The organism is Streptomyces sp. NWU339, from assembly GCF_003143855.1.
In the GTDB taxonomy this organism is placed as follows: domain Bacteria; phylum Actinomycetota; class Actinomycetes; order Streptomycetales; family Streptomycetaceae; genus Streptomyces.
In genome coordinates, this window is sequence record NZ_QFRK01000014.1 from 139,141 (window position 1) to 160,697 (window position 21,557).

The window sequence follows — 21,557 nt, forward strand, 5'->3', positions numbered from 1 at the left end:
CGGATATTGCGGACCTCTTTAGTCCGAGATAGCGTCCGGCGGCAGTGCGAGAGACAGAGGAGAGATCACCATGCGGACCATGCGAATCGCCGTGGCCGGAGCGACCGGGAACATCGGGGCCCTCACCGTCGCCGCCCTGGAACAGGCCGGACACCACGTCGTGCGCATCAGCCGTTCACTCGGCGTGGACCTGACCACGGGCGACGGCCTCGACGCCGCCCTGACCGGCGTCGAGGCCGTCGTGGACGCCACCAACTGCACGGCGACCGACCGGGACGAAGCGGTGACGTACTTCGGCACCGCCACCCGGACGCTGCTCGCCGCCGAGGAACGGGCCGGTGTCCGCCACCACGTGCTGCTCTCGATCGCCGCCCTCGACCGCGTCGAAGGCAACGCGCACTACGCCGGCAAGCGCGAGCAGGAGCGTCTCGTGGCCGAGGGCCCGGTGCCGTGGACGATCGTCCCGGCCACCCAGTTCCACGACTTCGCCGCGATGGTGACGAGCTGGACCGAGCGGGAAGGCACCGCCACCATCGCGCCCCTGCTCGTCCAGCCGATCGCACCCGCGGACGTGGCCGACATCCTCGCCGAGATCGCCACGGGCGCACCGCAGGGGCGTTACCGGGAGGTCGCCGGTCCCGAGCCGCAGGACCTGGTGGACATGGCCCGGCGCACCAACGACGCGCGCGGCCGTGCGGTCAAGCTCGTGCCGACGTGGTCAGCGCTGTTCGGCCCGGCGATGGCCGGTGACGTGCTGCTGCCCCGTGCGGGCGCCCGCATCGCGCCGACCACCTTCGACGAGTGGCTCGCACAGCAGCGATAGCGTCCCCTTCCGCAGCGCCCCGCGCTGCTGCTCGCCGGCACCGGACAAGGTGCCGCAGGAGACCGCCAGCAGGAAGAGTCCGACCAGTGAGCGGCAGGTCCACGCGTCAGGCAGGTCTGGACGATCAAGCACGAGCATCAGGCCCCTGCCGGACTGATCGCCGACCTCGCCAGGGCGCGACGGATCATCTTGAGGTGAGTCTGCTCCTCGTCATCGGATGCACCTCTGTCAGGACTCGCCGCGGGACATTGACCCCGGCGCCCCGGAATCAACCGTGATGACGAGCTTTCCGGGCGCGTTGCCCGCGGCCAGGTCACTCACCGCGGTCGAGGCCTCCGCAAGGGAGTACGTGCGCCCGACGGCCGGTCGCACGGCCCCGGCCTCGATGAGGTCGCGCAGCGCGTCCAGGTCGGCGGTGCGGGTCAGCGCTAGCAGCGCGTCCAGACGTTGGCGCGTGAACGGGGTGATCAGCCGKGCGGCCAGCGGCCGGCCGAGCCCGCCGAACCACCGACCGCCGCCCTCGCCGCCGACGATGACGAGCCGGCCGCGCTCGGTGAGCAGCCCGCGCAGCAGGGCCAGCGGYCGGAGGCCCGCGATGTCGATGATCAGATCGTACGTACCGGTGAGCGGCTCGCGCGTGTAGTCGATGACGGCCCGGGCGCCCAGCGACCGGACGAGGTCGGCCTTGGCCGTGCTGCACACGGCGGTGACGTGGGCGCCGCCGGCGACCGCGAGCTGCGTCGCGAAGCTGCCCACTCCGCCGCCGGCGCCGAKGACCAGCACCTTCTCGCCGGCGGTGACCYGGCCGACGGCCCGCAACGCGGTCACYCCKGACACGGGTGTGGCCGCCGCTTCGGTGAAGCTCAGGTTGGCGGGTTTGCGGGCGAGCTTGCCCGGGCGGGCGAGCGCGAACTGCGCGTACGCGCCGGTCGCCTCGCCGTACACCTCGTCGCCGGGGCGGAACGCGGTCACGTCGGCGCCGACGGACTCCACGACGCCGGCCACGTCCATGCCCGGCACGCGGTTGCGGGGTCGGCGCAGGCCGAAGCCGAGGCGGCCGATGAGCGGCAGCCCGGTCATGAGGTGCCACACGCCGTAGTCGACGCCGGCCGCGTGCACCCGGATCAGCACCTGGCCGGCGCCGGGCGTCGGGATCGGGACCTCGCCGAGGCTCAGCACRTGCGGCGGGCCGTACTCGTCCTGGACGATCGCCCTCATGAGGGGTCTCCTTCGGTGTCGGGGTACTGGAAGACCTCGTCGAGTCCGACCCGGAACACCCGGGCGATGCGGAACGCCATYTCCARCGAGGGGGAGTAGCGACCCTGTTCGATCGCGATGATGGTCTGGCGGGTGACGCCGACCCGGTCGGCCAGCTCGGCCTGRGTCATCTGGTCGTGCGCGAACCGCAGGGCCCGGATCGCGTTGGTGACCCGCGTCGGCTTCACCACGTCTGGAAGCCGCCCTTGCGGTACGCCACGATCTTGGCGAACGAGCTGAGCACCGCGGACAGCACGAACGCCAGGTAGACGGCGTTGGCGATCCAGAAGTGGCGCAGCTCGGCGAGGGCCAGGATCAGTGCGGCGAGCGCGCCGACGACGACCATCGACTGCCCGATGCGCTCACTGACCTGGTTGATCTCACGGTCGCGCTCGTCGGTGCGGTCGGCGCCGGGGCCGCCCACGACGGCCATCGCGATGTGGGCCACGATCGTGGCGACGATGGCGCCGCCGACGGTCCACAGCAGGGTTCCCGCGTAGGCGACGTCGGCGAGCGCGCCGTCGCCGGCCCGGCCCAGGACGGTCGTCACGTAGAGCGTGTACGCGGCCAGGGAGACCAGGATCATCACCCAGGCGCGCTTTTCCTCGAAGGCCATGCCCGCTCCTCATGTAAAACAAAGCTGACATCCGTCAATGTAAAGCGCCCCGGACATTGTGTCAAAGTTTATTTACATGATCGGTCGGCGACACCATGGCCCTCGCCGCGGTGCTGCCGCAGAACGTCCACAGCCGGCCGGACGGCACAGGTCGCACCGGCCCGCCCTCACCGGAAGAGCCGCAGGACCTGGCTACTCCGGTTCGCGCCGCTCGGCGGCACCCTCGCCGCCGCCCAGCGGCAGACGCTCGGCCACGTCCGGCCGCACCTCGCCGTAGATCTTCATGCCCTGCCTTCCACTTCCTGATCCACACCCCGAGCGCACCACCCACCCACCGGCCAGTGGATCAGAATTCACAAAACTTAAGACAGCGTCACCCCGCACGGGACAACACCCCCACGACAGCGATGCCCTGCGGATCTCTCACGTACAGGACAGTAACCCCACGTCCCTAAACCACCACCGACCAGCAACAACACACCCAGGTCCGCTGTCTCTCACCCCACTGTCCCGAAACCGAGAGATCGCAGCGAGCGCCAGAGCGTGCTCGTGGCGCAGCCGCTCCAACTCGGCCTGTAGGGCTGCCGCCTCGGTCCAGGCGGCGATGTCCTGCCGCGCTCCGGTCGGCGCCTGGTATCCGACGGCCTTCTCGTCGGGCGGGGCGGGGGCGTTGAGCCCCCACCGCGGCCAGCGGGAAGACGGCCAGCAGCAGCCGACGGCGACTGCCGACCACTCCACTGAAACGAACCCGACACATCGCGGCCGGGCGTCTCGTGGGCGGAGTGTTCCCGGGCGAGGCGGCTGATCCCGTGGGTCTGCGGGCTTTGCTCAGCGCGTGCCGGTCCTCGCGGTGCTGTAGGCGTACAGGGCGACGACGCCGACCACACAGGCAAGGACCATCCAGGAGACCAGGCTCATCCGTCTCCCTTTCCGCTCGGGCCGTTGCGGCTTCCCGGGCCGCTGGGTCCGGCCGGGAGCCGCCGGGGCGGGCGGTGCGGCGTCGGCGGCGGTCGCGGCGAGCAGGCGGCGGCAGGCCGTGGCGAGCTCGCCGCTGCCGGCACCGAGCGGTACGAGAGTCTCCGAACGCGCCGGAGCGGTGGTGCCGCCGTCGAGGATACGGCCCGCCCGGAGCAGGATTTCGTCCCTGCGGCCCGAGGGGGCCAGACTGATCCAGCGCTGCACATGCTCTCCGCGGATGACCACACCCCCGGCCCGGTCCCGGTACACGGTGTGCCGGCGCCAGAGCATGGCCGCCAACTGCACTGCAGTTTCTCTCAGTTGGGCGCTCAAGACCCGTCCCCCAGAGCCGTACGGCCAAGCGAACGGGAATCGTACTCCAGCATCTCTGTGTCGCTCGGGGCGGCCCAGAATGGGGTGATGCGGTCCGCGCAGGCAGGGGAACACAAAGCGGCGCCGGGGCTGGCGGCCAGGGTGACGGCGAGGACCAGGAGCAGGACGACACCCGGGCCGCCACGGATTCGGCGCTGCTGCACTTCTCCAGTCCGCGCGTGCGATCTCTCATCGCATGCCAGTGGCCACACCCGCGGCAGGACCGATTCCCAGTTCGCCGGCCAGCACGTCCGGACAACACCACGGGACAGGGCTTCGGCGTAGTTCGGTGTCGTCCGTTTTGATCATGTGAGGCCGAGGAGGGCTCTGGAAGGCCTTCGGCTCGAGCGGGCGCCCGGCGGCCGCGCACGCCTGAGCGGCCCCGGACCGGCCTGCCCGAATTGTCCGTTCGGGTGGGTTTATTCGCGTGCATTGATGGAAGGCGGCCAGGAAGAGCCCTCGCCACTCATGCCCCACGGCAGGAGAGGACGGAGATGACTTCCCCAGGTCCACAGACCCAGCCACCGCAGCAGCCGGCCCCGCCCCAGGCCGGGACCCAGACCGCGGAGACCCCCGCTCCGGAACCACAGCAGCCCCCGGCGGAGCACCCCGAGGAGAAGCGGACGGGCGGCAAGCTGCTGCACCTGCATACCGCGCACGCCCGGGTTCCGATCCCCTACGTGACCCCGGGCGACATGTTCTCCACCGCCCGCCCGGCCACGTCCATCCTCCCCTCGCCCCGCAAGCTGGCCTTCTACGGCCTCCTCGGCGCCATGGCCGTGGTCGAGGCCGTGGAGTGGCCGATCGCGGTCGCCGTCGGCGCCGCCACCGAAGTGATCACCCGTGAGCAGGCCGCACGCCAGCGCGCCGAACACGCGCGCATCGAGCGGGACCGCGCCGAGCGCGACCAGGGCCGGCAGGTCGCCACCGAGCGGACAGAGCCCGGGGGGCCCGCGCAGCCAGCGATGGCATGACACGTCGCTGCGGGCGGTCGCCTTCGGCGGCCGGCGGCGGTGCCGGCACCGGCGCACGCCGGGGCCGGCCATGGCTTCACCGTACGCTCGGCTGCTCGATCGTGAAGGCGCTGCCGGTGTGGGAGAGCCGCAGCAGCCGGGCCAGGACGTGCGGGACCGCGCACAACCGCAACTCGGCCCCGGCGGCCTGCGCCGCGCGGGCGGCGGCCAGCAGCGCGGACAGTCCGGAGCAGTCGCAGAAGGACAGTCCGGCGCAGTCCACCTCCACCCGCTCGTGACGGCTCACGGCGTCGCGGAGGGCGTCGCGGACGGTGGGGGCGGTGCACACGTCGAGGTCCCCGGCCACGGTCACCCGGCAGCTGTCGGGCCCGGTGGCGTGGGATTCCACCCGGATCATGTCGTACACCGCGCCCCCTGCGCGTCGCTGAGCGGGCCGTGCCTTCACCGTACGCCGCAACACCGGGGCAGCGCGCTCTTCGCCGTGATGCCGGTGGCCGCGACCAGGCGCCAGAGACGGGAGCCGGTGCGGGCAGCTCCAGGGCCGGTCATGAGTTCCTCCGGGCGCCGAAAGCGCGAGCGCGCCGCGCCGTCTCCCGGCAGACGCACGCCCGGTGGCGTCAGGGGGTGGTGCGCGCCTCGGCGGCGGAGATGACCTTCTGGCGCTGCCGGTGGCGCCGTTCGTACTCCTGGACCTGGCGGGCGATGCCGGCGGGCACGTTCCGCAACCGGGCGATGAGCTCGTCCGGGCTCATGGTGTCGTAGCCGGGCCAGGGTTCGCTGCCGCGCAGCTGCTCGATGGCGTCCAGGACCGGGGGGCGGTTGGCGTGGGTGCGCTCGTATCCCTCGATGACCGTCAGGTCCGACTGGGAGAGGATGCGCAGTTGCCGCTGGATGTCGTCGACGCTGAGTTGGCTGAAGCGGGGGATCGGCAATTCCTCCTCCCGGGTCACCGCACCCTGGACCTTTTCGGCCATCCGGGTCGGCTCGGGCATCTCGCGCACCGCGCCCGCGGCGGCACCCCGGGCCCGCCGGCCGCCGCTCTGGGCGACGTCCTGCACCCGGTTGGCGGCGGTCCGCATGGCGCGGGCGGCCGCGTCGGCCCAGTTGCCGCCGTTCTCCTGGACGAAGCCGTTGGCCGCGGCCGCCACGGCCCGGGCGTTGTGGGCGATGCTGTCCTCCAGTTGTTCGAGCAGTTCCTCGTCCTGGCGGCGCAGTGCGGCGAGCAGGTCGGCGGTGGCCTGGTCGTGGGCCTCTTCGGCGATGCTCTGCCCGGCTCGGCAGGCCGCCAGCGCCCGGGCGGTGACCGCGTACTCGTCCTGGGCGTTTTTCAGCAGCCGCCGCTCGTCGGTGGGCCGCCGGCCGCGCAGCATGTCCGTCACGAGCGTGGATCCGATGGTCAGCGGGAGCAGGACGGTGCGTACGGCGCTGTGCGAGAGGAACCGCGCGAGATCGGCGCGGTCCTCGCCCAGCCCGCTGGGGGGCCGCAGCTCGCGCGCGTGGTGCTCGATGCGTTGGAGGCTGTCCTGGACGTGGTCCGCCTGGCGCTCGAGCAGCTGCCGGTACGGGCCGGGCGGCGTGATGGTCGCATCCGCCCGCAATCGGTCGACGAGCGCCGCATGCGCCTGGCGGGTGTCCTCCAGCGCCGGTACGAGCGCGTCCGTCATCACTGCCATGGGGTGCTCCCTGGGGGTGGGGGTCAGGCGGCCGGCCAGAGGGCCGCGCAGGTGGAAACGGCTGCCTGCCGGGCCCGTCCGGGCGGCCGGGCAACCGGGAACCATCCTGAGGGACACCGAGCAGGATCGCCCGGAGGCTGGGCCCCGACCGGCCGGGGCGCACCACCCCCGGACGCCTGTTGCCCCGTGGGGCCCAGGCAACGGACGGGGAAGAAAATGTGTTCCCCTTTCCGAAGCGGCTGACCCTCGCCCGCGGACCCGGGTGGGCGCGGTGCCGTTGCGGGGCCAGCGTGCGGGCTGAACGGGTGACGACGGCGGCGGTGCGGTGTCGGAAACCCTCCTCACGCGTTGGTCCGGGCATGAATCCTCGCATCGACGACGCGGTGCCCCACGCTGCACCGCTCGGGCTGACCGGCTCCCGGCTCGAGCGCGATGACCTGGGCGCCGGCGTCCGGCGGGACGGCAGGCCGGGCCGTGATGGTCACCGGCTCAGCGGTGATCGTTGCCGCTGCCGGGGTGCTTGCCGTTGCGGACCGGCTCGCTTGAAAGACTCGGAGATGACCGGCCGGGGCAGGCCGGATGGTCCGCCGGCAGCCGGAATGGATGCGGATGCGGGCCTGTGTGGCCGGCTGGCCGAGGCGATCGCCTCCCTTCGCTCGCAGACAGCGGTGATGCTGTCGCACGCCCCCGGCCGTGTCGGTGAAGCCGRTGCCACCGGCCCGGAGGGCCAGTCATCACCYGGCGCGCAGCCCTGAGCAGAACCTGGGCAAGCCCGGATGGGCAGCCAGGGCGCGTTGTCGGCCGACGATGCCGCCACCCGACGGCGACCGGGCGGTGCGGGCCYGGGCAGCTTCGGGCGACGCGGCGACAGCGGCCGGGAACCAGCCGGCAAGGCGCCTCAACCGTGCACGGACGGGGACGAAGCTGTGCGATGTCTCCGTACGTGTTTCTGAACTCAGTTGTGGGTCAGGACCGGGCGTGAAACTGGTGGGTTCGCATTTTGACGGTTTAACCGATCGGCTCCGGGTTCCGTCGGCTTGGCGATCAGTCGCTGTGAGAAGTGCTCAGCTGCGGACTGCGGTTCCTCGCTGAGCACGGGTCTGCGGACGCCGCCATCGCCCGCCCCTCCTCGTGCATGGATGCCCTGCACCCCGCGAGGGGGTGCAGGGCATCCATGCACGAGGAGGGATCTAGCTGATGTAGTAGACGGCGACGGTCACCTCTCCGTCGGGACCGGGGATGGTGTAGACACCGGGACCGTGGAAGGGCTCGCAGCCGTTGGCGAGGACGTCGTCGGCGTTGATGCCGGTGTCGTCTTCTCCCACGTATGCGCACACCTCGCTGATGAGGTGGTCGGCGTACCGGTGGGTGACTCCGAACTCCGGGTAGCGCGGCAGGGTGGGGGTGTTGATGTCCAGGTCCGGGTGCTCCCACAGGGTGGTGTGTCGAAGGCCGTCCTGGACCAGGACCTGCCCGTAGGGTTCGGGGAGGTCATTGTCGTCTTTCTCCTGGGGGTTGGAGAACTCGATCGAGTAGGTGATCAGTCCTCCGGGGTGCGGTGCCTGAGCCGCGGGCTGTGCCTGAGCCGATCCGGTGCTCACCATGCCGGCCAGCACGAAGGCCGTCGATGCGAGAACCGCCAGTCGGCCCATGAACGTTGGACGCATCCCGTCTCCCTTTCACTCTTCGTAGTCGTCTGACTACACAAAGGAAGATTAAGGTGCGGTCTCTGGCGGATCGATGAGCGCCCCGGGCAAACCACCCGGGTGTATGGCGCTGATGCACTTGGCCAGGCCGGAGTGCGCGGGGTGGCCAACCCCTTACGGTACAGAGTTGATCGCCGCTGGTTTCCTCGGCCAGCTGGGGGTGGCGCCTTTCCGGGCCAGGCGCCTGGTCATGAGGGTGATGGCGGCCCAGGTGATCAGGGTCTCGGAATGCTGAACGAGACGTTCGTAGTCCCGGGCATGCCGGCGAGCGTGCATCATCCACGCGAGCGACCTCTCCATCGCCCAGTCACACTGCACATATGGATGGTCTGGACAGTGAGCGGGCGCCGATAATCGGTCGTGAGGGCCTGCTGCGGCTGGCCGCGGTGGCCGAGCGGCTGCGGGACCGTGACAAGGGAGATGAGTCGCCATGTGCGACGACAGTGACGTCGGCCCCAGAGAACGATTCCGGCGGTGCCGGACGGGCAGGTGTGGGCAGCACTACCGGAGGTGAACCGGCAGGCGGTGGTGGGGCAGTTGGTGCGGCTGGCGAGCCGCGCGTTGCCTGCCGCAGCGACGGTGAGTGAGCGGGACCGGCGATGACCTCGGTGATGCCGTGGGAGCGGCCCGGCAGCAAGATCGACGACCGTCACCTGCAGCGGCTCGCGGTGGTCTATATCCGCCAGTCCACCCGCCGGCAGCTCGTCGACCACCAGGAGTCGCCCCGGTTGCAGTACGCCCTGGTGGACCGGGCGGTCGCGCTCGGATGGCAGGCGGACCGGATCCTGGTGATCGACGAGGACCTGGGCAGGTCGGCATCGAGTGCGGTCGCCCGCACCGGCTTCCAGCGTCTGGTCACCGAGATCGGGCTGGACCACGTCGGTCTCGTGCTGGGGATCGAGATGTCCCGCCTGGCCCGCTCCGGCAAGGACTGGTACCAGCTGATCGAGCTGTGCGCCCTGTCGGGTGCGGTACTGGCGGACACCGACGGGGTCTACGACCCGGCCGAGTACAACGACCGGCTGCTGCTGGGGCTCAAGGGAACGATGAGTGAGGCCGAACTTCACCTGATCAAGCAGCGGATGTGGAGCGGGCGCCTGAACAAGGCCCGCCGCGGCGAGCTGGCCTTCCCTCTGCCCAGCGGTTACGTCCGCCGTCCGTCGGGGGAGGTCGTTCTGGACCCGGACGAGCAGGTGCAGACCGTGATCCGTCTGATCTTCGCGCAGTTCGAGCGGCTCGGCACATTGCACGGTGTGCTGCGCTATCTCGTCGAGAACGACATCCAGTTGGGCATCCGGCTGCGGGAGGGACCGGACAGGGGCACCCTGGAATGGCGAAGGCCGAACCGGATGACGCTGCAGACCCTGCTGCACAATCCCGCCTATGCCGGGATCTACGCCTACGGGCGGCGTCGGGTCGACCCGCGCCGCCAGGACCCGGCCCGGCCGAGCACCGGACGGGTCGTCCGCTCCCGGGACGGATGGCATGTGATGATCCCGAATGCCCTGCCCGCCTACATCACCGTCGCCCGGTTCGAGGCGAACGAGACGAAACTGGCAGCCAACCGCGCCCGCGCCGAAACCATGGGCGCAATACGAGGCGGCCCCGCGCTCACGGCCGGGCTGGTGCACTGCGGGCGCTGCAACCGGCGCATGAGCGTGCGCTACCACACCCAGCGCAGCAAGGCCCTGCCCGAATACGTGTGCGCCCGGGACGTGACCAACTACGGCGCGCAGAAGAGTTGCCAGCTGCTCAACGCCGCCTGCGTGGACGCCTTCGTCGAACAACAGGTCCTCGCGGCACTGACGCCCGCTGCCGTCGAGGTGTCCCTGCGCGCGGCCGACCAGGTCCTGGCCGAGCGGGCCGAGCTGGAACGGTTGTGGTCGCAACGGCTGGAACGCGCCGCGCAGGATGCCGACCGGGCCCGCCGCAGCCACCACCTTGCCGAACCGGAGAACCGCCTGGTCGTGCGCCATCTGGAGAAGGAGTGGGAGGATGCACTCGCCACCCAGCAGCGGCTTCGCGAGGACTACGACCGCTTCACCCGCAGCAGTCCGCGCATCCTCACTTTGGCCGAGCGGCAGACCATCACGGCTCTGGCCGGCGACATCGAGGGTCTGTGGCGCGCGAACAGCACGACGACAGCGGACCGCAAGGAGATCATCCGCGCGGTCGTCGACAAGGTCGTCGTGACCGTGCTTGGCACCAGCCAGCGGGTGAAGGTCACGATCGTCTGGGCCGGCGGGACCACGACCGCGGGAGAGGTCGTCCGCCCGGTCCAGCGGTTGGAACAGCTCAGCTACTACCCGCAACTGACCGATCGGATCCGCGAACTCGCGGGCCAGGGCATCGGAGCCAGCGGGATTGCCGACCGTCTGGAAGCCGAGGGCTTCCGGCCCGCGAAGGGCGGCAAACGGATCTCCGCAGCCACCGTCCGCGACCTCATGCGCCGCCTCGCCTGCCCCGCAGGCCGTGTCCACCGGCACCGCCCCGCACCACCCGGCGAGGAGCCCGGCCCCAACGAGTGGTGGCTGGGGCACCTGGCCGCCGAGCTGGACATGACCACTTCCACTCTCTACGCCTGGATCAACCGCGGCTGGATCACCACCCGCCGGGAGAGCTGCTGGCCCCACTGCCTCATCGCCCACGTCGACCAGCGAGAACTCGCCGAACTCCGCGAACGCCGCACACGCCCGCCCGGCTGGTACAGCCGCCGCATCTGGACCGAGACCGCCGAGACGGCAGAGCAACAGACTCCATGAGTGCACTGTGCTTGACAGATCTCGACGACCCAGCGGCGGGGCAGCACGACGAAGCCGGAGGCGTCCTTAGGGCGGCTGACGGGTTTGATGGTGAGGTTGAGGTGCTGTTTCGCCCAGTCGACGAGCTTCCCGGCGTAAGCGGAGTCGGCCCACACAATCGTGATCTCGGGGTGCATCAGACGGAGGCGGAACAGGACTTCCTTCGCGGCTGCGGCGTCGTGCAGGTCGGCGGGGGTGACCATGACTAGGAGGGGCAGGCCGCGGGTGTCGACGACCAGGTGGCGCTTGCGGCCGTTGATTTTCTTGCCCGCGTCGTAGCCGCGAGTGGCCTTGGAGACGGTCTCGGCTGCTTTCACGCTCTGGGAGTCGATCACGGTGGCCACCGCGCGGGGGCCTTTGCCCATGGCCCGGCGGATCCGGCCCGCCAGATGATCACGGATCTGGCCTACGATCCCGGCGGCTGCCCAGCGGGCCATGAACCTGTACCGCTCGGAAAGTCATCGCTGCAGGTGCGTACCCATGTCCTGGAGCGTCGGTAGCAGCCGGGATGCTGTCGTGGTGATCGTCTCGCTGCTGTACAGGGTGACCCGGAAGCTGCCGGCCGTCCCCGGCATACTGCTGCGCCGCGACACCACGAAGGAAGCTGAACTGTTCGTGCTGCGGCACGAGAACACGGTCCAGGCAGCACCGGTCATGTCGGCTGGGTCATGCTCCGTCGGCCCACACCGGAGCGCCGTCAGCCTGCACGTGCAATGTCGGAGAGTGCTCGCGATACCCCCATTGCGTCGCGCCCTCGGCCACCACCCAGGCCCTGGCTTGAAAAGCCTGAGCAGGCATCAGCGAGCTGGTGCACGTACCGCTTGGACTGGTTTGCGTCGCCCCGGCAGGGACGGTGATCTTCGCCGATTTCCCCCATGGATCAGGGCAGGTCTGTACTACTTGAGCCTGGACGTAGGCAAGCTTCGTCTTCACAGTGACCGGCTTGCTTGAAGCGTTCGTGAGCTGCACCAGGAAGGACACCTTCCCGTCCTCCGTGACGAGCGCGCACGGCTTCCACGACACCACCCCAGTACTGCGGGCCATACCGCACCGATAGTTGTTGCCCTCCAGGCTTTCGGAAGTGGCTGACGCGGAAGCCTCCGGTCCACCCACGTCCATCCCCTGCGCGCTCGGTGTGGCGGGGCCGTCCGGCTTCTTGCCGGTGGTGGCCGGCTTACCGTCACCAGGCCACAGGAGCAGCGTGATGGCCCCGGCCGCTACCATCGCAGCCGCCCAGATTCGCCAGTCCTTCCACAGGCGACGCCCAGCCGTCAGGTCGTCGGACACGGTGCCCTCGACAGGCCCGGTCGGTTCAGCAAGCGGGGCGGGCTGCGCAGTGACGCTGGCCAGGACCCGGTCACGCCAGCCCTGCCCGGCTGTCACATCAAGCCTGCGCGCCAGGTCGGCGATCTCTCGGCCGATCCTCGGCAGCTGCTGGGCGTTCTCGGGCGCCTTCTCCTTCAGCGCCCGGGCGATGGCCGCGCAGTCCTCCTCGCTGGGCAGCCGGTTGCGCTTACTGCCTGGCAGTAACTGGCCGCGCCCCTTCAGCCAGTACGACAGCAGGGCCTCGTCGATCCTCTTGCGGGACTGCCCGGCATCCGCCAGTTGCTCCCGCTCCCTCTCCAGGGCGGCCACCAGAGCCTTGCGGGTCGGCTTCCCGATCGTGGTCGGCTCCCCAACGCACGTCGCCCACGCGTCCAGCGCCTGCACGAGGCCGTATGCCAAGTCTGTGAACTGATCCCCCTGATCCCCCATCAACGGCTCCCCTCCAAGGGACATTTCGTTGCAGTGCAATCGAGAACCAGCAGGTTACGGACGTGCAAGTTGCGCCGCAAATCCTCGCCCCTCTTGCACTGCTGATCTTCCTGTCCGGCTCCTGGACAGTCGATTCCGGCGGCGCGGAACGTCCGGCCGCTATCCCCTTACTGGGGACCCGACGGCACAGGAGAACAATCGCCATGAACAAGATCAGAAGCTCTTTCGCGGCGACCGCGGCCGCCGCCGTGCTCGCCGCAGGAACCGTCACCGCGCTGTCCGCACCCCCCGCAGAGGCGGCCGCACCGGTCGGGCGCGCCTGCCTCTTCCTCGACATCGGTGGCGCCAATGGCGCCGGCCACACCGCCTGGGCGCTGCGCGACCCGCAGAACCGCAAGCAGTGGATTTGGGGTTCCATCGAGGGCCGCAACGACCTCACCGTCCCGGCCGGTAAGCCGAACGGCAGCAAGCTGGGCTCGGGCACCTGGGAGTCACTGCGGGCCAGCTTCATCAGCCTGCGCCGCTACGAGTACTACCGCTGCATCAACACCGCTGGCGGCAGCCTGAAGGCGGCCAAGGTGAAGTACCAACAGACCGCACGCAACGGCTACGACGTGCGGAACAACAACTGCCTCACCAAGTCGATCGCCATCTTCCGCAGTTACAGCACGGCCTTCACGTCGGCGAGTCTGCCCGGCGGGGCGAAGACGGCGCCGTCCTACTACTTCAAGGTCACCCTCGACCGCGCCCGCGGCTGGGAGCAGATCCACTCCTACTGACACCAGCGACGCCCCACCCCGACAGGGAAGGAAGAAGCACTCATGGCGTGCAAGCGATGCAAGGGCAACGGAAAGTGCACCACCTGCGGAGGAAGCGGCCTCCGAGGACTGTGGAAGTGCGACAGCTGCCGGGGCAGCGGCGACTGCAAGGCGTGCGAAGGCCGCGGCTGACCTGACAACCCCGGGACAATGAAGGGGCCCCCGCCGAGTCGACCGGCGGGGGCCCCTTCTCGGATGTACGGGCGACGGCCACTCGTTCCTCCGGCGGTCAGTGGCCAAAGGCAGCAGGACGCGCTCGGCTCGTTGCTGGGACCGGAAGGACGCCCGCAGCGGCTCGGTGCTGCGGCCGGGAGCCAGCTGGCAGGGCGTTCTCCAGGGCGCCCCGCAAGGTGTTTCGCAGGGCGCCTCACCGATCCGGTCCTGACGGGAAAATCCGCACGTCACAGGCCTGGTCAAGACATCTCACGGCGCTAAGAGTCAAGCTGCGGCGGCCTGGAGGAAGGGGGCGAAGGCGCGTTGTTCGTCGAAGTGCTGCCCGGTCTGAAGGCAGTGGTAGAGCTGTCCGAGCATGCGGTTGAACAAGTTGCGCTGGGCAGCCGCGTGCCAGTCGCCGCGTTCACGGCGGCGCCGGTAGTGGGCGCCCGCGCCGGGCGAGGCACTGATGGAGGCGAAGGCCCACAGGTAGCCGGCGTGGACCAGTCGGTCGTTCTTGACGAACCGGCGGCCGACGTAGCGTTTCTTCCCCGAAGCGCGGATGATCGGGGCCGATCCGGCGTATGCCTTCAGGGCGCGGGCGTCGGCGAAACGAGTCCGGTCGTCTCCGATTTCTGCGAGCAGCCGGGCACCGAGGAGGTTGCCCAAGCCGGGGAAGCTGGTGATCACGTCAGCGTCCGGGTGCTGCTGAAAAGACGCCTCCACCGCCTCGGCGAGGTCGTCGGCGCCTTCCGCGGCGGCGTCGAGCTGGCGGAGGAGAGTGAGCATCTGCCGACCCATGGCCTCCTCGACCAGCGCGGGCTGGTGGGCGTACTCGGCGCGGAAGACCCCCTGGAGCCGCGTGGCCTCCGCTTCCGTGGAGCGCTGGCGGCCTCCGCGCTTGAGTGCGGCCTTGATCTGCGTCTTCGTCAGCTTCGCGGCCTTGGCCGGGGTCGGCGCGACGGCCAGGACGGCCCGGGCCTCGGGGTGCGCGAGGCCGCCTTTGCGGCCAGTGACGAAGGCGTCCAGCGCGGCCGGGTAGTACTCGCGCAGCAGCGAGCGGAGCTGGTTGGCGATGGTCTGGCGGTTCCAGACGGCGTCCTGCTGGGCACGGGCGAGCACCGCGATGGCCCGGGCGAGTTCGCTGTCGGCCGGCAGTGGCCGGTGCATGTGCAGGTCGGTCCGCAGGATGTTCGCCAGGACCAGGGCGTCGCCGGGGTCGGACTTCTTCCGGCTGACGCCGTGCCGGTCGCGGTAGCGGGAGGCGGCGAGCGGGTTGATCGCGAAGGCCTGCCGCTTGCCGGTCCGCAGGACCGACACCAGCAGGCCGCGGGAGGTCTCGATCGCGACCGGTATCGGCTCGGTCTCGCTGTCGCCGTGTTCGGCGAGCAGGTCCAGCAGCTTGCGGTAGCCGGCCGCGTCGTCGCTGATCCTGGCCTTGGCCAGCATCTTCCCGGCGTCGTCGACCAGGGCGACGTCGTGATGCTTCTCCGCCCAGTCGATCCCGCAGAACACCCTCACATCCGCACCTTTCATCCGGTTGTTTGCGCTGGTCACGAGCGCATGCGGGCCACGCGGCGACCTAATGCCAGGACTCGTCGGTCCGCCATCTCACAAGCCGTTCGCGGCACCAGCGCACCGCACGGGCCTCGGTCTTGCTCAGAGCTCACGGGCTCGCGGAGACGAAGGGTGAGGTCACCATGCGGAGGGCTCGCACCACGTAGATCAACGTGTGCCGCATGCCGGTGAGTTTCGTGACGGTCGGAGGACGCCGGGGGCTGCCTGTCTTGACCAAGGTCTCAACGGACCGAAGGGGGGTCGGAGTCACCCCGGCGCCCACCAGACCGCCACGAAACTCACCACGGAGACGGTGCCGCTCTTCGGTGAGACCTCGCCAGCCGGGAGAAGACGCGACATCCGTTTCGCTCCGTCCAAGACCTGCCTTACCGGGCGCGTCTCGGACCTCGTACACACTGCATTAGGGGGGCCCGCCGCACCGGCTACTTCCCATGCCCTGAGGCACCCCTCCGGCCGCGGGAACGTACGACCCGAGGTGCCGTCGGCCTCCGCTGCCGCACTCCTGCTTCCCCGTCCCGGACGCTCCAGCGGCCGGGCGAGCGCGGAGGCCCCGCCGACGCGCAACACCACGTCCACGCCACCGATCCCCCGGCGAGCCGGCCTCCGCCCCAGCCCTGCCCCACCCCTTCTTCTTCCTGCTGGTGGGCGGCCAAGGAGGCTCTCGGGGGATGTCAGACCCCCGACCACGCCAAGAAACGCGTGGTGACCAGCGGCAACGCTCGGCCGGCCAAGCAGCTCACGCAAGAGATACCGCAGGGGATGGCGCAGGAAGTGACGCAAGAGAGGGTGCCCTCCGGCCAGTCCCGGGCGCGGCCACCAGCGGCGTCGCTTCCCCGTGGTGGAGCCGTGCACGGTCGTGCCCGGCCCCCGTCGGCGCCAGGGCTGGCGCGAGGACAACGGGCGCCGGAAGCTGCAGGTCCTCGATGCGAGGCGGCGCGTTCGTCCAGGCGCGCCTTGCAGTGCCTGGCCTCGGCGAGGGCGCGGGCGGTGCGTTCGCCGGCGAGCGCCAGGGCATGCTCGTGGCGCAGCCGGTCCAGCTCGGCCCGCAGCGCGTCCGTGCCGACCGGGTCCTGCTGCGCCTGGGCCGGCGCCGGGTCGCCGACTCCCTTCTCATCGGGTGGGAAGGGGGCGTTGAGCCGGAAGCCGGCGGCGAGCAGGTCCTCCAGCGGGATGAGCCAGCCGCGGTCGTCGTCGAGCACGGCCCCGGGCAGTTCGCCGGCTTCCCGGCGGCGCCGGATCGTCGTACGGCTCACGCCACACGCGGCAGCGGCTTCCCGCTGGGTCAGCAAGGGGGCGAGAGGTGCTCATGCTCCGTATCGTCCCTGGCCGCCGTCTCTGGCAGCAGACCGACGCACAGACCGGGGCCCCCTCCGATCGGGTGCCGGTTTCCACAGAGATTCGAGAAGCGACCGAACACCCCCGCGTCGGCGGGGAGGACTCGAGGCGCCCGTCCTCGAACGCCTTGCCCATCGGAACACCCCCGCGTCGGCGGGGAGGACGCAAACTGCGGATCGTGGGCGATCTCATCGTGCGGAACACCCCCGCGTCGGCGGGGAGGACCACGTCAGCGCGGTCTCGGCGGGCGCCGGCACCGGAACACCCCCGCGTCGGCGGGGAGGACCCGAGCTGGACCAGTGGGCGTACCGCCGCGTCCGGAACACCCCCGCGTCGGCGGGGAGGACGGGCTCGAGGACGACACGGCGCGGCGTGTCTTCGGAACACCCCCGCGTCGGCGGGGAGGACACGACGGCGGCCTCGGACGCGGGCTCGGGAAGCGTCCTCCCCACCGACGTGGGGGTGTTCCGTCGACCGCGTCCCGGCCGCTGCTGGCCGAGGCGTCCTCCCCACCGACGTGGGGGTGTTCCCCCGAGCCCGCTCGAGCGGCTCGAGCGGTTCTCGTCCTCCCCACCGACGTGGGGGTGTTCCGGTCGGGTAGCTGCGGGCGTCCGCCGAGAAAACGTCCTCCCCACCGACGTGGGGGTGTTCCGCTGCGCCGGGACCTGGGCGCGGTGCTCGATGCGTCCTCCCCACCGACGTGGGGGTGTTCCGACCTCGACAAACTCCCCGTCCCCGACCGGGCCGTCCTCCCCACCGACGTGGGGGTGTTCCGCCGACCGCCGCGACCTCGCCGCCCTACTCGACGTCCTCCCCACCGACGTGGGGGTGTTCCTGTAGACATAGCGCTTTTTCACCTTGCCCGCGCGTCCTCCCCACCGACGTGGGGGTGTTCCGCCCTCCAGGACAAGAAGAGGGCCGAGGCCGAGGTCCTCCCCACCGACGTGGGGGTGTTCCGCTATGTCGAATCTGTACCCGGAGACGGGTACCGTCCTCCCCGCCGACGCGGGGGTGCTCCGGACCCGGTCGAGCAGAGCGCGGCGGCTGTCGCGTCCTCCCTGCCGACGCGGGGGTGCTCCGATCTGGGATGCCTCGGTCTCCGGCAACCCGGGGTCCTCCCCGCCGACGCGGGGGTGTTCCGCCGACCGTGGACCTGTCCCGGCTCGTCGCCGCGTCCTCCCCGCCGACGCGGGGGTGTTCCGCCATGTCCGCCGCGGCCAAGTCCCAGGACGAGGTCTTCCCCGCCGACGCGGGGGTGTTCCGGCCACCGATGCGGTCAGTGCCTCGCAGTCCCTGCTCTCCCGCCGACGTGGGGGTGTTCCGCAGCCGGTCTGGGACCAGGAACCGGTGCGTGCGTCCTCCCCACCGACATGGGGGTGTTCCGCTGTTGCCGCCGTACTTGGCCTTGGCCTTCTCGTCCTCCCCACCGACGTGGGGGTGTTCCGCTGACCAGCTCGAGGAGGCGTTCCCGGGCGGTGTCCTCCCCACCGACGTGGGGGTGTTCCGGTCACCTCGTCCACCACACCGATGCCCAGCAGGTCTTCCCCGCCGACGCGGGGATGATCCGATGGCGTCCTGGTCGTCCGGCGCAGCGCGTATGTCCTCCCCGCCGATGCAGGAATGATCCGATGAGTCGGGGCGAGGTGCACCTGTCGCCCGGGTCTTCCCCGCCGACGCGGGGGTGTTCCGGGCGGGTATCCGCGGGCCAAGGTGCCCAAGGCGTCTTCCCCGCCGACGCGGGGGTGTTCCGGAGTCACCTCCTGTCCTGCTGGGCGCACGAGAAAACCTCACTGACAACCGACCCGGCGCCCGGGGTGCCCTGGACATGCTCAATCGAACGAGTCACCATCGTCGGCTTCCCACATGTAGAAGTGGCTGTCGTCTTTGTGCTTCCACTCAGGCCAGAGATTGCGTGTGTCCTCAACCCTGGCGCTTCGTGCGGGCAGTTCCTCGTCTCGGAGAAAGGCACCGAGGCAGGCGATGGCGTCGGCGCACAGTTCGATGATGGCGACCCGCCGTTCGCCTCCTGTCCGCCTGTCGTCGGGCGGGGAGAGAGGCATGTAGAACGTGTCTTCCCTGACGCGGGTACGTAGCTTGGTGTCCGGGATGCTGTGTAGCAGGACTTGCACCTTCGCAATGCGGTCGTGCAGCGAGCGGAGGCGTTGTTGCCACTCATCCCCGTCGGGCGTCCTGGCCTTCCGGAAATCGCGGTGGATCTCCAGCAGTTCAGCCAGTGCGGCTTCTGCGGCCGCAGCCGCGCGCGCCCGCTGCTGTTCGGCGCGCGCGGTGCGTTCTTGTGCCCTATGGGTCCAGCGCCCTGACCAGATGGTCAGGGCGCCGCCGGTGGCTGTTCCGATGATCCCTGCGACCGCACCGATCCACGCCGAGGCACTCATGGAAGTAATCTTCGCGAACCACCGGGCGCTGCGGAACCGGGTGGAACCGGCTTCGGAAAACGCGTGGTTGCACTCCACGCACGATGTTCTGCACTCTCCGCGCGAGTGCAGAACATCGTCGGTGCGTACCGGCCGCATCGGGTGCACCGCACCGGGTGCGCTCAGCGGCCGGCTTCTGGCCCGTGGTGCGGGTCCGGCTGCTGGGGACGGTGCGCACACTGGTCGTCCTCGCGCCCCGGGTGCGGTGCGCCGGTTTCCTTCCGGTCGGCGTACCGGTTCATCGTCTTGCGGGCCTGGTCGGCCGCCTTCGTGAAGGCGCCCTGGAGGCGGCGCAGTTGCTCATCGGTGAATTCCAGGGCTTCCACGTCCGTGCGTGACTTCTTCAGGGCTCGCAGCGCCGTCAGGTCCATCGCGGACCGGGGCTCGTCCTCCGGCTCCGGGCGGTCGGGGTCGGTGTCCTGGTGGGCAAGCAGGAGCTCGGGCATCGCCGCCTGCTGGTGCGCGGCCACGTCGTACGCCCGGCCCCCGACGGCGGTAGCGGTGGCGGTGCGCAGCTTCTCCCGCACCATCGCACCCGCGAGGACGGCACGGTCGTAGCGCAGCGGGAGGCGGGGTATCTCCCACTCCCCCGTCTCCTGGTCCGGGGGCCGGGGCGCAGCTGGTGCGCCGGGGTCGGCCGGGGGTTGCCGGTCCGGGTCGGGCACGGGGGTTGGTGGGCGGCGCCGGGCGGGGAGGTCGGACAGCGCCCACCGGGCTGTGTAGAGGCGGTAGCCGGGCTCCTGGCCGCGTGACGTCTTGGGCTCGCTGATGTCCAGGCAGTGCGCGGCGATGGCGGCGTCCACGATCCGGTCGTCCAGGCCGGGATCGCGGCGGCGGCCGCGCAGGACGAGGGCGAGGTGGCGGCGGGTTTCGGCGAGCAGGTGCCGGCGGTGGAACCGGCCGCCGTCGTTCAACACGAACACCATCGCGGTGACGTCGACGGCCGCCAGGGCGACGTCGACCACGGAAGCGACCCGGGCCCGAATCACTCGGGCGGCAGCGCGGGCGCGCTCGAGGAGGGAGTTGATGACGTCGACGGCCACTCCGGAGGTGAGGATCGCACTGGTCTTCCACCAGACGCGCAGCTGCGCGAGCGGCCGGGTCCTCTGCTTGGCCGGGCGGGTCTTGCGGGCGGCGATCCGGTTCAGCTTGGCGCGGGCCCTCTCGGAGACCACGGGCAGGAACCGCGGCTCGCCGTCGTCGTCGACGCTGGTGACGTACTCGTGCTCCAGGTCCTGACGGCAGGCGGCGATCTGGTCGCTGCGGCGGGCGGTCCAGCGGATCAGCTTGTGCGGCACCCCGGCGATCTCCATCACCGGGCGGCGTCCGGCGGTGACGGTGCGCGGCTCGGTCGCCAGCCCCAGCGCCTCGCAGACCTCAGCGGCCACGGTTTCGTTGTAGAGCGCGGAGGCGGCGACGGTGTTCTCGTGCAGGGCCGTGGTGTGGATCGAGCCCCACTTCCCGTCCAGGCGCTGCCCCTTCACGGACAGCAGCAGATGGTCATGGAGCAAGGGCATCCCGGAGCGCGCCTCGTAGTGGCGGAAGCGGGCGACGACCAGACCGCCGGGCGGCCGGTCCCGGTAGATGCCGTCCTTGCCGTACCGGATCACCGCCACCTCGTCCTCGATCCACTCCAGCACCCGCTCGATCGCTCGCTCGTGCGCGGCCTCGATCACCTTGCGGGTCTCGTCATCCCCCAGCGCCCACAACAGGTAGATCGTCGGCTGCGGCCGGAAGACGAAGTCGACACCGGTGACCGTCACCCGGCGTCCGAGGGCGCCGGCCTTCCACGCCTTCTTCGGGGAGTCCCCTTTGGCTAGCCGGTCGGCCTCAATCTGGTCCGCGTACGGGTGCCGGCCCCTCTCGCCGAACAGGTTCCGTAGCTGCTGCTCGGTGACCTCCTGCCCCGGCGTCAGTCCGAGCACGGCCAGGCCGCGGCCCATCCATCGCCCGGCCGGGACACCGGCCTCTTCCTGGGCCTCGCGGAGCGATGTGCGGGCCGGGCGGCGGCCGTCGCCGACAACGGTCTGGCGCAGGTAGTAGCGGTACATCTGCCCGGCTCTGATCAACGTGATATCCACTGTCATGGAGACCACGCCACACGGCTCTGACCTGCAAGGAAAGGCCGGTCAGCCGTACGTCCTGCCAGGCGGGAGCAGCGGCCGAACTTTCTTCGCCGGTGCCCGCCAGGCGGGAAGCGGCTCCGGCCGGTCAGCGAATGTCATCGCTCTCCGGCAGCCCCTCACATCACCCACCGCCACCCCACGAACCGGGCGACACCAACACGCACACCGAGCACCAACG

General features: G+C 70.6%; 17 protein-coding genes, 2 pseudogenes and 2 CRISPR repeat arrays. Of the genes and pseudogenes, 4 read left to right on the forward strand and 15 right to left on the reverse strand.

All coding sequences use genetic code 11. The annotated features are described in order from the left end of the window. The first annotated feature begins 70 nt into the window (after positions 1–70). Entirely contained in the window at positions 71–823 is a 753-nt protein-coding gene (locus DIZ27_RS19205) for an SDR family oxidoreductase (protein ID WP_258308447.1), read from the forward strand. A gap of 228 nt (positions 824–1,051) precedes the next feature. Here the strand turns inward: DIZ27_RS19205 and DIZ27_RS19210 are convergent, their stop codons facing one another. The 4 genes from DIZ27_RS19210 to DIZ27_RS19225 form a co-directional block, all read right to left on the reverse strand. Beyond that, a complete protein-coding gene (locus DIZ27_RS19210) occupies positions 1,052–2,041 on the reverse strand; it encodes an NAD(P)-dependent alcohol dehydrogenase (RefSeq protein WP_109379657.1) in 990 nt (329 codons plus the stop codon). Continuing rightward, complete coding sequence (locus tag DIZ27_RS19215; RefSeq protein ID WP_307824952.1) at positions 2,038–2,241, reverse strand: helix-turn-helix transcriptional regulator; 204 nt, start codon at positions 2,239–2,241, stop codon at positions 2,038–2,040. The genes DIZ27_RS19210 and DIZ27_RS19215 overlap by 4 nt, the downstream gene beginning before the upstream one ends. A 23-nt stretch (positions 2,242–2,264) precedes the next feature. After that, the gene (locus DIZ27_RS19220; RefSeq protein ID WP_109379659.1) at positions 2,265–2,696 is read right to left on the reverse strand and encodes a hypothetical protein; all 432 of its coding nucleotides are present in this window, start codon (positions 2,694–2,696) and stop codon (positions 2,265–2,267) included. Positions 2,697–3,524: 828 nt separating this feature from the next. Continuing rightward, on the reverse strand, positions 3,525–3,944 hold the full coding sequence (locus tag DIZ27_RS19225; protein ID WP_109379686.1) for a hypothetical protein: 420 nt from the start codon (positions 3,942–3,944) through the stop codon (positions 3,525–3,527). Positions 3,945–4,519: 575 nt separating this feature from the next. On the opposite strand from DIZ27_RS19225, the gene DIZ27_RS19235 reads away from it, so the two are divergent. Then, positions 4,520–4,999 (forward strand): hypothetical protein, encoded by a 480-nt coding sequence (locus DIZ27_RS19235; protein WP_109379661.1) that lies wholly within the window; start codon positions 4,520–4,522, stop codon positions 4,997–4,999. 76 nt (positions 5,000–5,075) lie between these two features. Here the strand turns inward: DIZ27_RS19235 and DIZ27_RS19240 are convergent, their stop codons facing one another. From DIZ27_RS19240 to DIZ27_RS19255, 5 genes and pseudogenes are all read right to left on the reverse strand, one after another. Continuing rightward, positions 5,076–5,396 (reverse strand): STAS domain-containing protein, encoded by a 321-nt coding sequence (locus DIZ27_RS19240; protein ID WP_258308449.1) that lies wholly within the window; start codon positions 5,394–5,396, stop codon positions 5,076–5,078. 220 nt (positions 5,397–5,616) lie between these two features. Continuing rightward, complete coding sequence (locus DIZ27_RS19245; protein WP_109379663.1) at positions 5,617–6,672, reverse strand: hypothetical protein; 1,056 nt, start codon at positions 6,670–6,672, stop codon at positions 5,617–5,619. A gap of 341 nt (positions 6,673–7,013) precedes the next feature. Next, the gene (locus tag DIZ27_RS45770; protein ID WP_181383591.1) at positions 7,014–7,157 is read right to left on the reverse strand and encodes a hypothetical protein; all 144 of its coding nucleotides are present in this window, start codon (positions 7,155–7,157) and stop codon (positions 7,014–7,016) included. A gap of 705 nt (positions 7,158–7,862) precedes the next feature. Then, the gene (locus tag DIZ27_RS19250; protein ID WP_146228960.1) at positions 7,863–8,339 is read right to left on the reverse strand and encodes a hypothetical protein; all 477 of its coding nucleotides are present in this window, start codon (positions 8,337–8,339) and stop codon (positions 7,863–7,865) included. A 171-nt stretch (positions 8,340–8,510) separates the two neighbouring features. Beyond that, positions 8,511–8,684: pseudogene (locus tag DIZ27_RS19255) on the reverse strand (IS5/IS1182 family transposase); the annotation flags it as partial. A 293-nt stretch (positions 8,685–8,977) separates the two neighbouring features. Between DIZ27_RS19255 and DIZ27_RS19260 the strand changes: the two are divergent. Continuing rightward, complete coding sequence (locus DIZ27_RS19260) at positions 8,978–11,140, forward strand: recombinase family protein (RefSeq protein ID WP_219933626.1); 2,163 nt, start codon at positions 8,978–8,980, stop codon at positions 11,138–11,140. Positions 11,141–11,160: 20 nt separating this feature from the next. On the opposite strand, the pseudogene DIZ27_RS19265 reads toward DIZ27_RS19260, so the two are convergent. Both DIZ27_RS19265 and DIZ27_RS45775 read right to left on the reverse strand, forming a co-directional pair. Continuing rightward, a pseudogene (locus tag DIZ27_RS19265) lies at positions 11,161–11,619 on the reverse strand (transposase); the annotation flags it as partial. Between the two features lie 226 nt (positions 11,620–11,845). Next, entirely contained in the window at positions 11,846–12,934 is a 1,089-nt protein-coding gene (locus DIZ27_RS45775) for a hypothetical protein (protein WP_181383592.1), read from the reverse strand. 203 nt (positions 12,935–13,137) lie between these two features. Here DIZ27_RS45775 and DIZ27_RS19280 point away from each other — a divergent pair, with 203 nt between their 5' ends. Continuing rightward, positions 13,138–13,713, forward strand: a complete 576-nt coding sequence (locus DIZ27_RS19280; RefSeq protein ID WP_109379666.1) for a Tat pathway signal protein — start codon at positions 13,138–13,140, stop codon at positions 13,711–13,713. Positions 13,714–14,190: 477 nt separating this feature from the next. On the opposite strand, the gene DIZ27_RS19285 is transcribed toward DIZ27_RS19280, so the two are convergent. From DIZ27_RS19285 to mobF, 4 genes are all read right to left on the reverse strand, one after another. Then, a complete protein-coding gene (locus tag DIZ27_RS19285) occupies positions 14,191–15,441 on the reverse strand; it encodes an IS110 family transposase (RefSeq protein WP_109379667.1) in 1,251 nt (416 codons plus the stop codon). Between the two features lie 713 nt (positions 15,442–16,154). After that, complete coding sequence (locus DIZ27_RS19290) at positions 16,155–16,772, reverse strand: helix-turn-helix domain-containing protein (RefSeq protein ID WP_109379668.1); 618 nt, start codon at positions 16,770–16,772, stop codon at positions 16,155–16,157. 120 nt (positions 16,773–16,892) lie between these two features. Next, a CRISPR array of direct repeats spans positions 16,893–17,226; the repeat unit is 29 nt; unit sequence CGGAACACCCCCGCGTCGGCGGGGAGGAC. A gap of 33 nt (positions 17,227–17,259) precedes the next feature. Further along, positions 17,260–18,568: a CRISPR direct-repeat array (repeat unit 30 nt; unit sequence CGTCCTCCCCACCGACGTGGGGGTGTTCCG). Between the two features lie 79 nt (positions 18,569–18,647). After that, on the reverse strand, positions 18,648–19,292 hold the full coding sequence (locus tag DIZ27_RS19295) for a hypothetical protein (RefSeq protein ID WP_109379669.1): 645 nt from the start codon (positions 19,290–19,292) through the stop codon (positions 18,648–18,650). Between the two features lie 83 nt (positions 19,293–19,375). Then, complete coding sequence (gene mobF, locus DIZ27_RS19300; RefSeq protein ID WP_146228961.1) at positions 19,376–21,340, reverse strand: MobF family relaxase; 1,965 nt, start codon at positions 21,338–21,340, stop codon at positions 19,376–19,378. Positions 21,341–21,557: the final 217 nt, after the last annotated feature.

What these genes read in the sequence shown, in the direction of transcription:
- DIZ27_RS19235 (WP_109379661.1), top strand. Translation starts at nt 4,520, where the DNA reads ATGACTTCCCCAGGTCCACAGACCCAGCCACCGCAGCAGCCGGCCCCG.
- mobF (WP_146228961.1), bottom strand. Translation starts at nt 21,340, where the DNA reads ATGACAGTGGATATCACGTTGATCAGAGCCGGGCAGATGTACCGCTAC.
- DIZ27_RS19225 (WP_109379686.1), bottom strand. Translation starts at nt 3,944, where the DNA reads ATGCTCTGGCGCCGGCACACCGTGTACCGGGACCGGGCCGGGGGTGTG.
- DIZ27_RS19205 (WP_258308447.1), top strand. Translation starts at nt 71, where the DNA reads ATGCGGACCATGCGAATCGCCGTGGCCGGAGCGACCGGGAACATCGGG.
- DIZ27_RS19220 (WP_109379659.1), bottom strand. Translation starts at nt 2,696, where the DNA reads ATGGCCTTCGAGGAAAAGCGCGCCTGGGTGATGATCCTGGTCTCCCTG.
- DIZ27_RS19250 (WP_146228960.1), bottom strand. Translation starts at nt 8,339, where the DNA reads ATGCGTCCAACGTTCATGGGCCGACTGGCGGTTCTCGCATCGACGGCC.
- DIZ27_RS19285 (WP_109379667.1), bottom strand. Translation starts at nt 15,441, where the DNA reads ATGAAAGGTGCGGATGTGAGGGTGTTCTGCGGGATCGACTGGGCGGAG.
- DIZ27_RS19245 (WP_109379663.1), bottom strand. Translation starts at nt 6,672, where the DNA reads ATGGCAGTGATGACGGACGCGCTCGTACCGGCGCTGGAGGACACCCGC.
- DIZ27_RS19260 (WP_219933626.1), top strand. Translation starts at nt 8,978, where the DNA reads ATGACCTCGGTGATGCCGTGGGAGCGGCCCGGCAGCAAGATCGACGAC.
- DIZ27_RS45775 (WP_181383592.1), bottom strand. Translation starts at nt 12,934, where the DNA reads ATGGGGGATCAGGGGGATCAGTTCACAGACTTGGCATACGGCCTCGTG.
- DIZ27_RS19280 (WP_109379666.1), top strand. Translation starts at nt 13,138, where the DNA reads ATGAACAAGATCAGAAGCTCTTTCGCGGCGACCGCGGCCGCCGCCGTG.
- DIZ27_RS19240 (WP_258308449.1), bottom strand. Translation starts at nt 5,396, where the DNA reads ATGATCCGGGTGGAATCCCACGCCACCGGGCCCGACAGCTGCCGGGTG.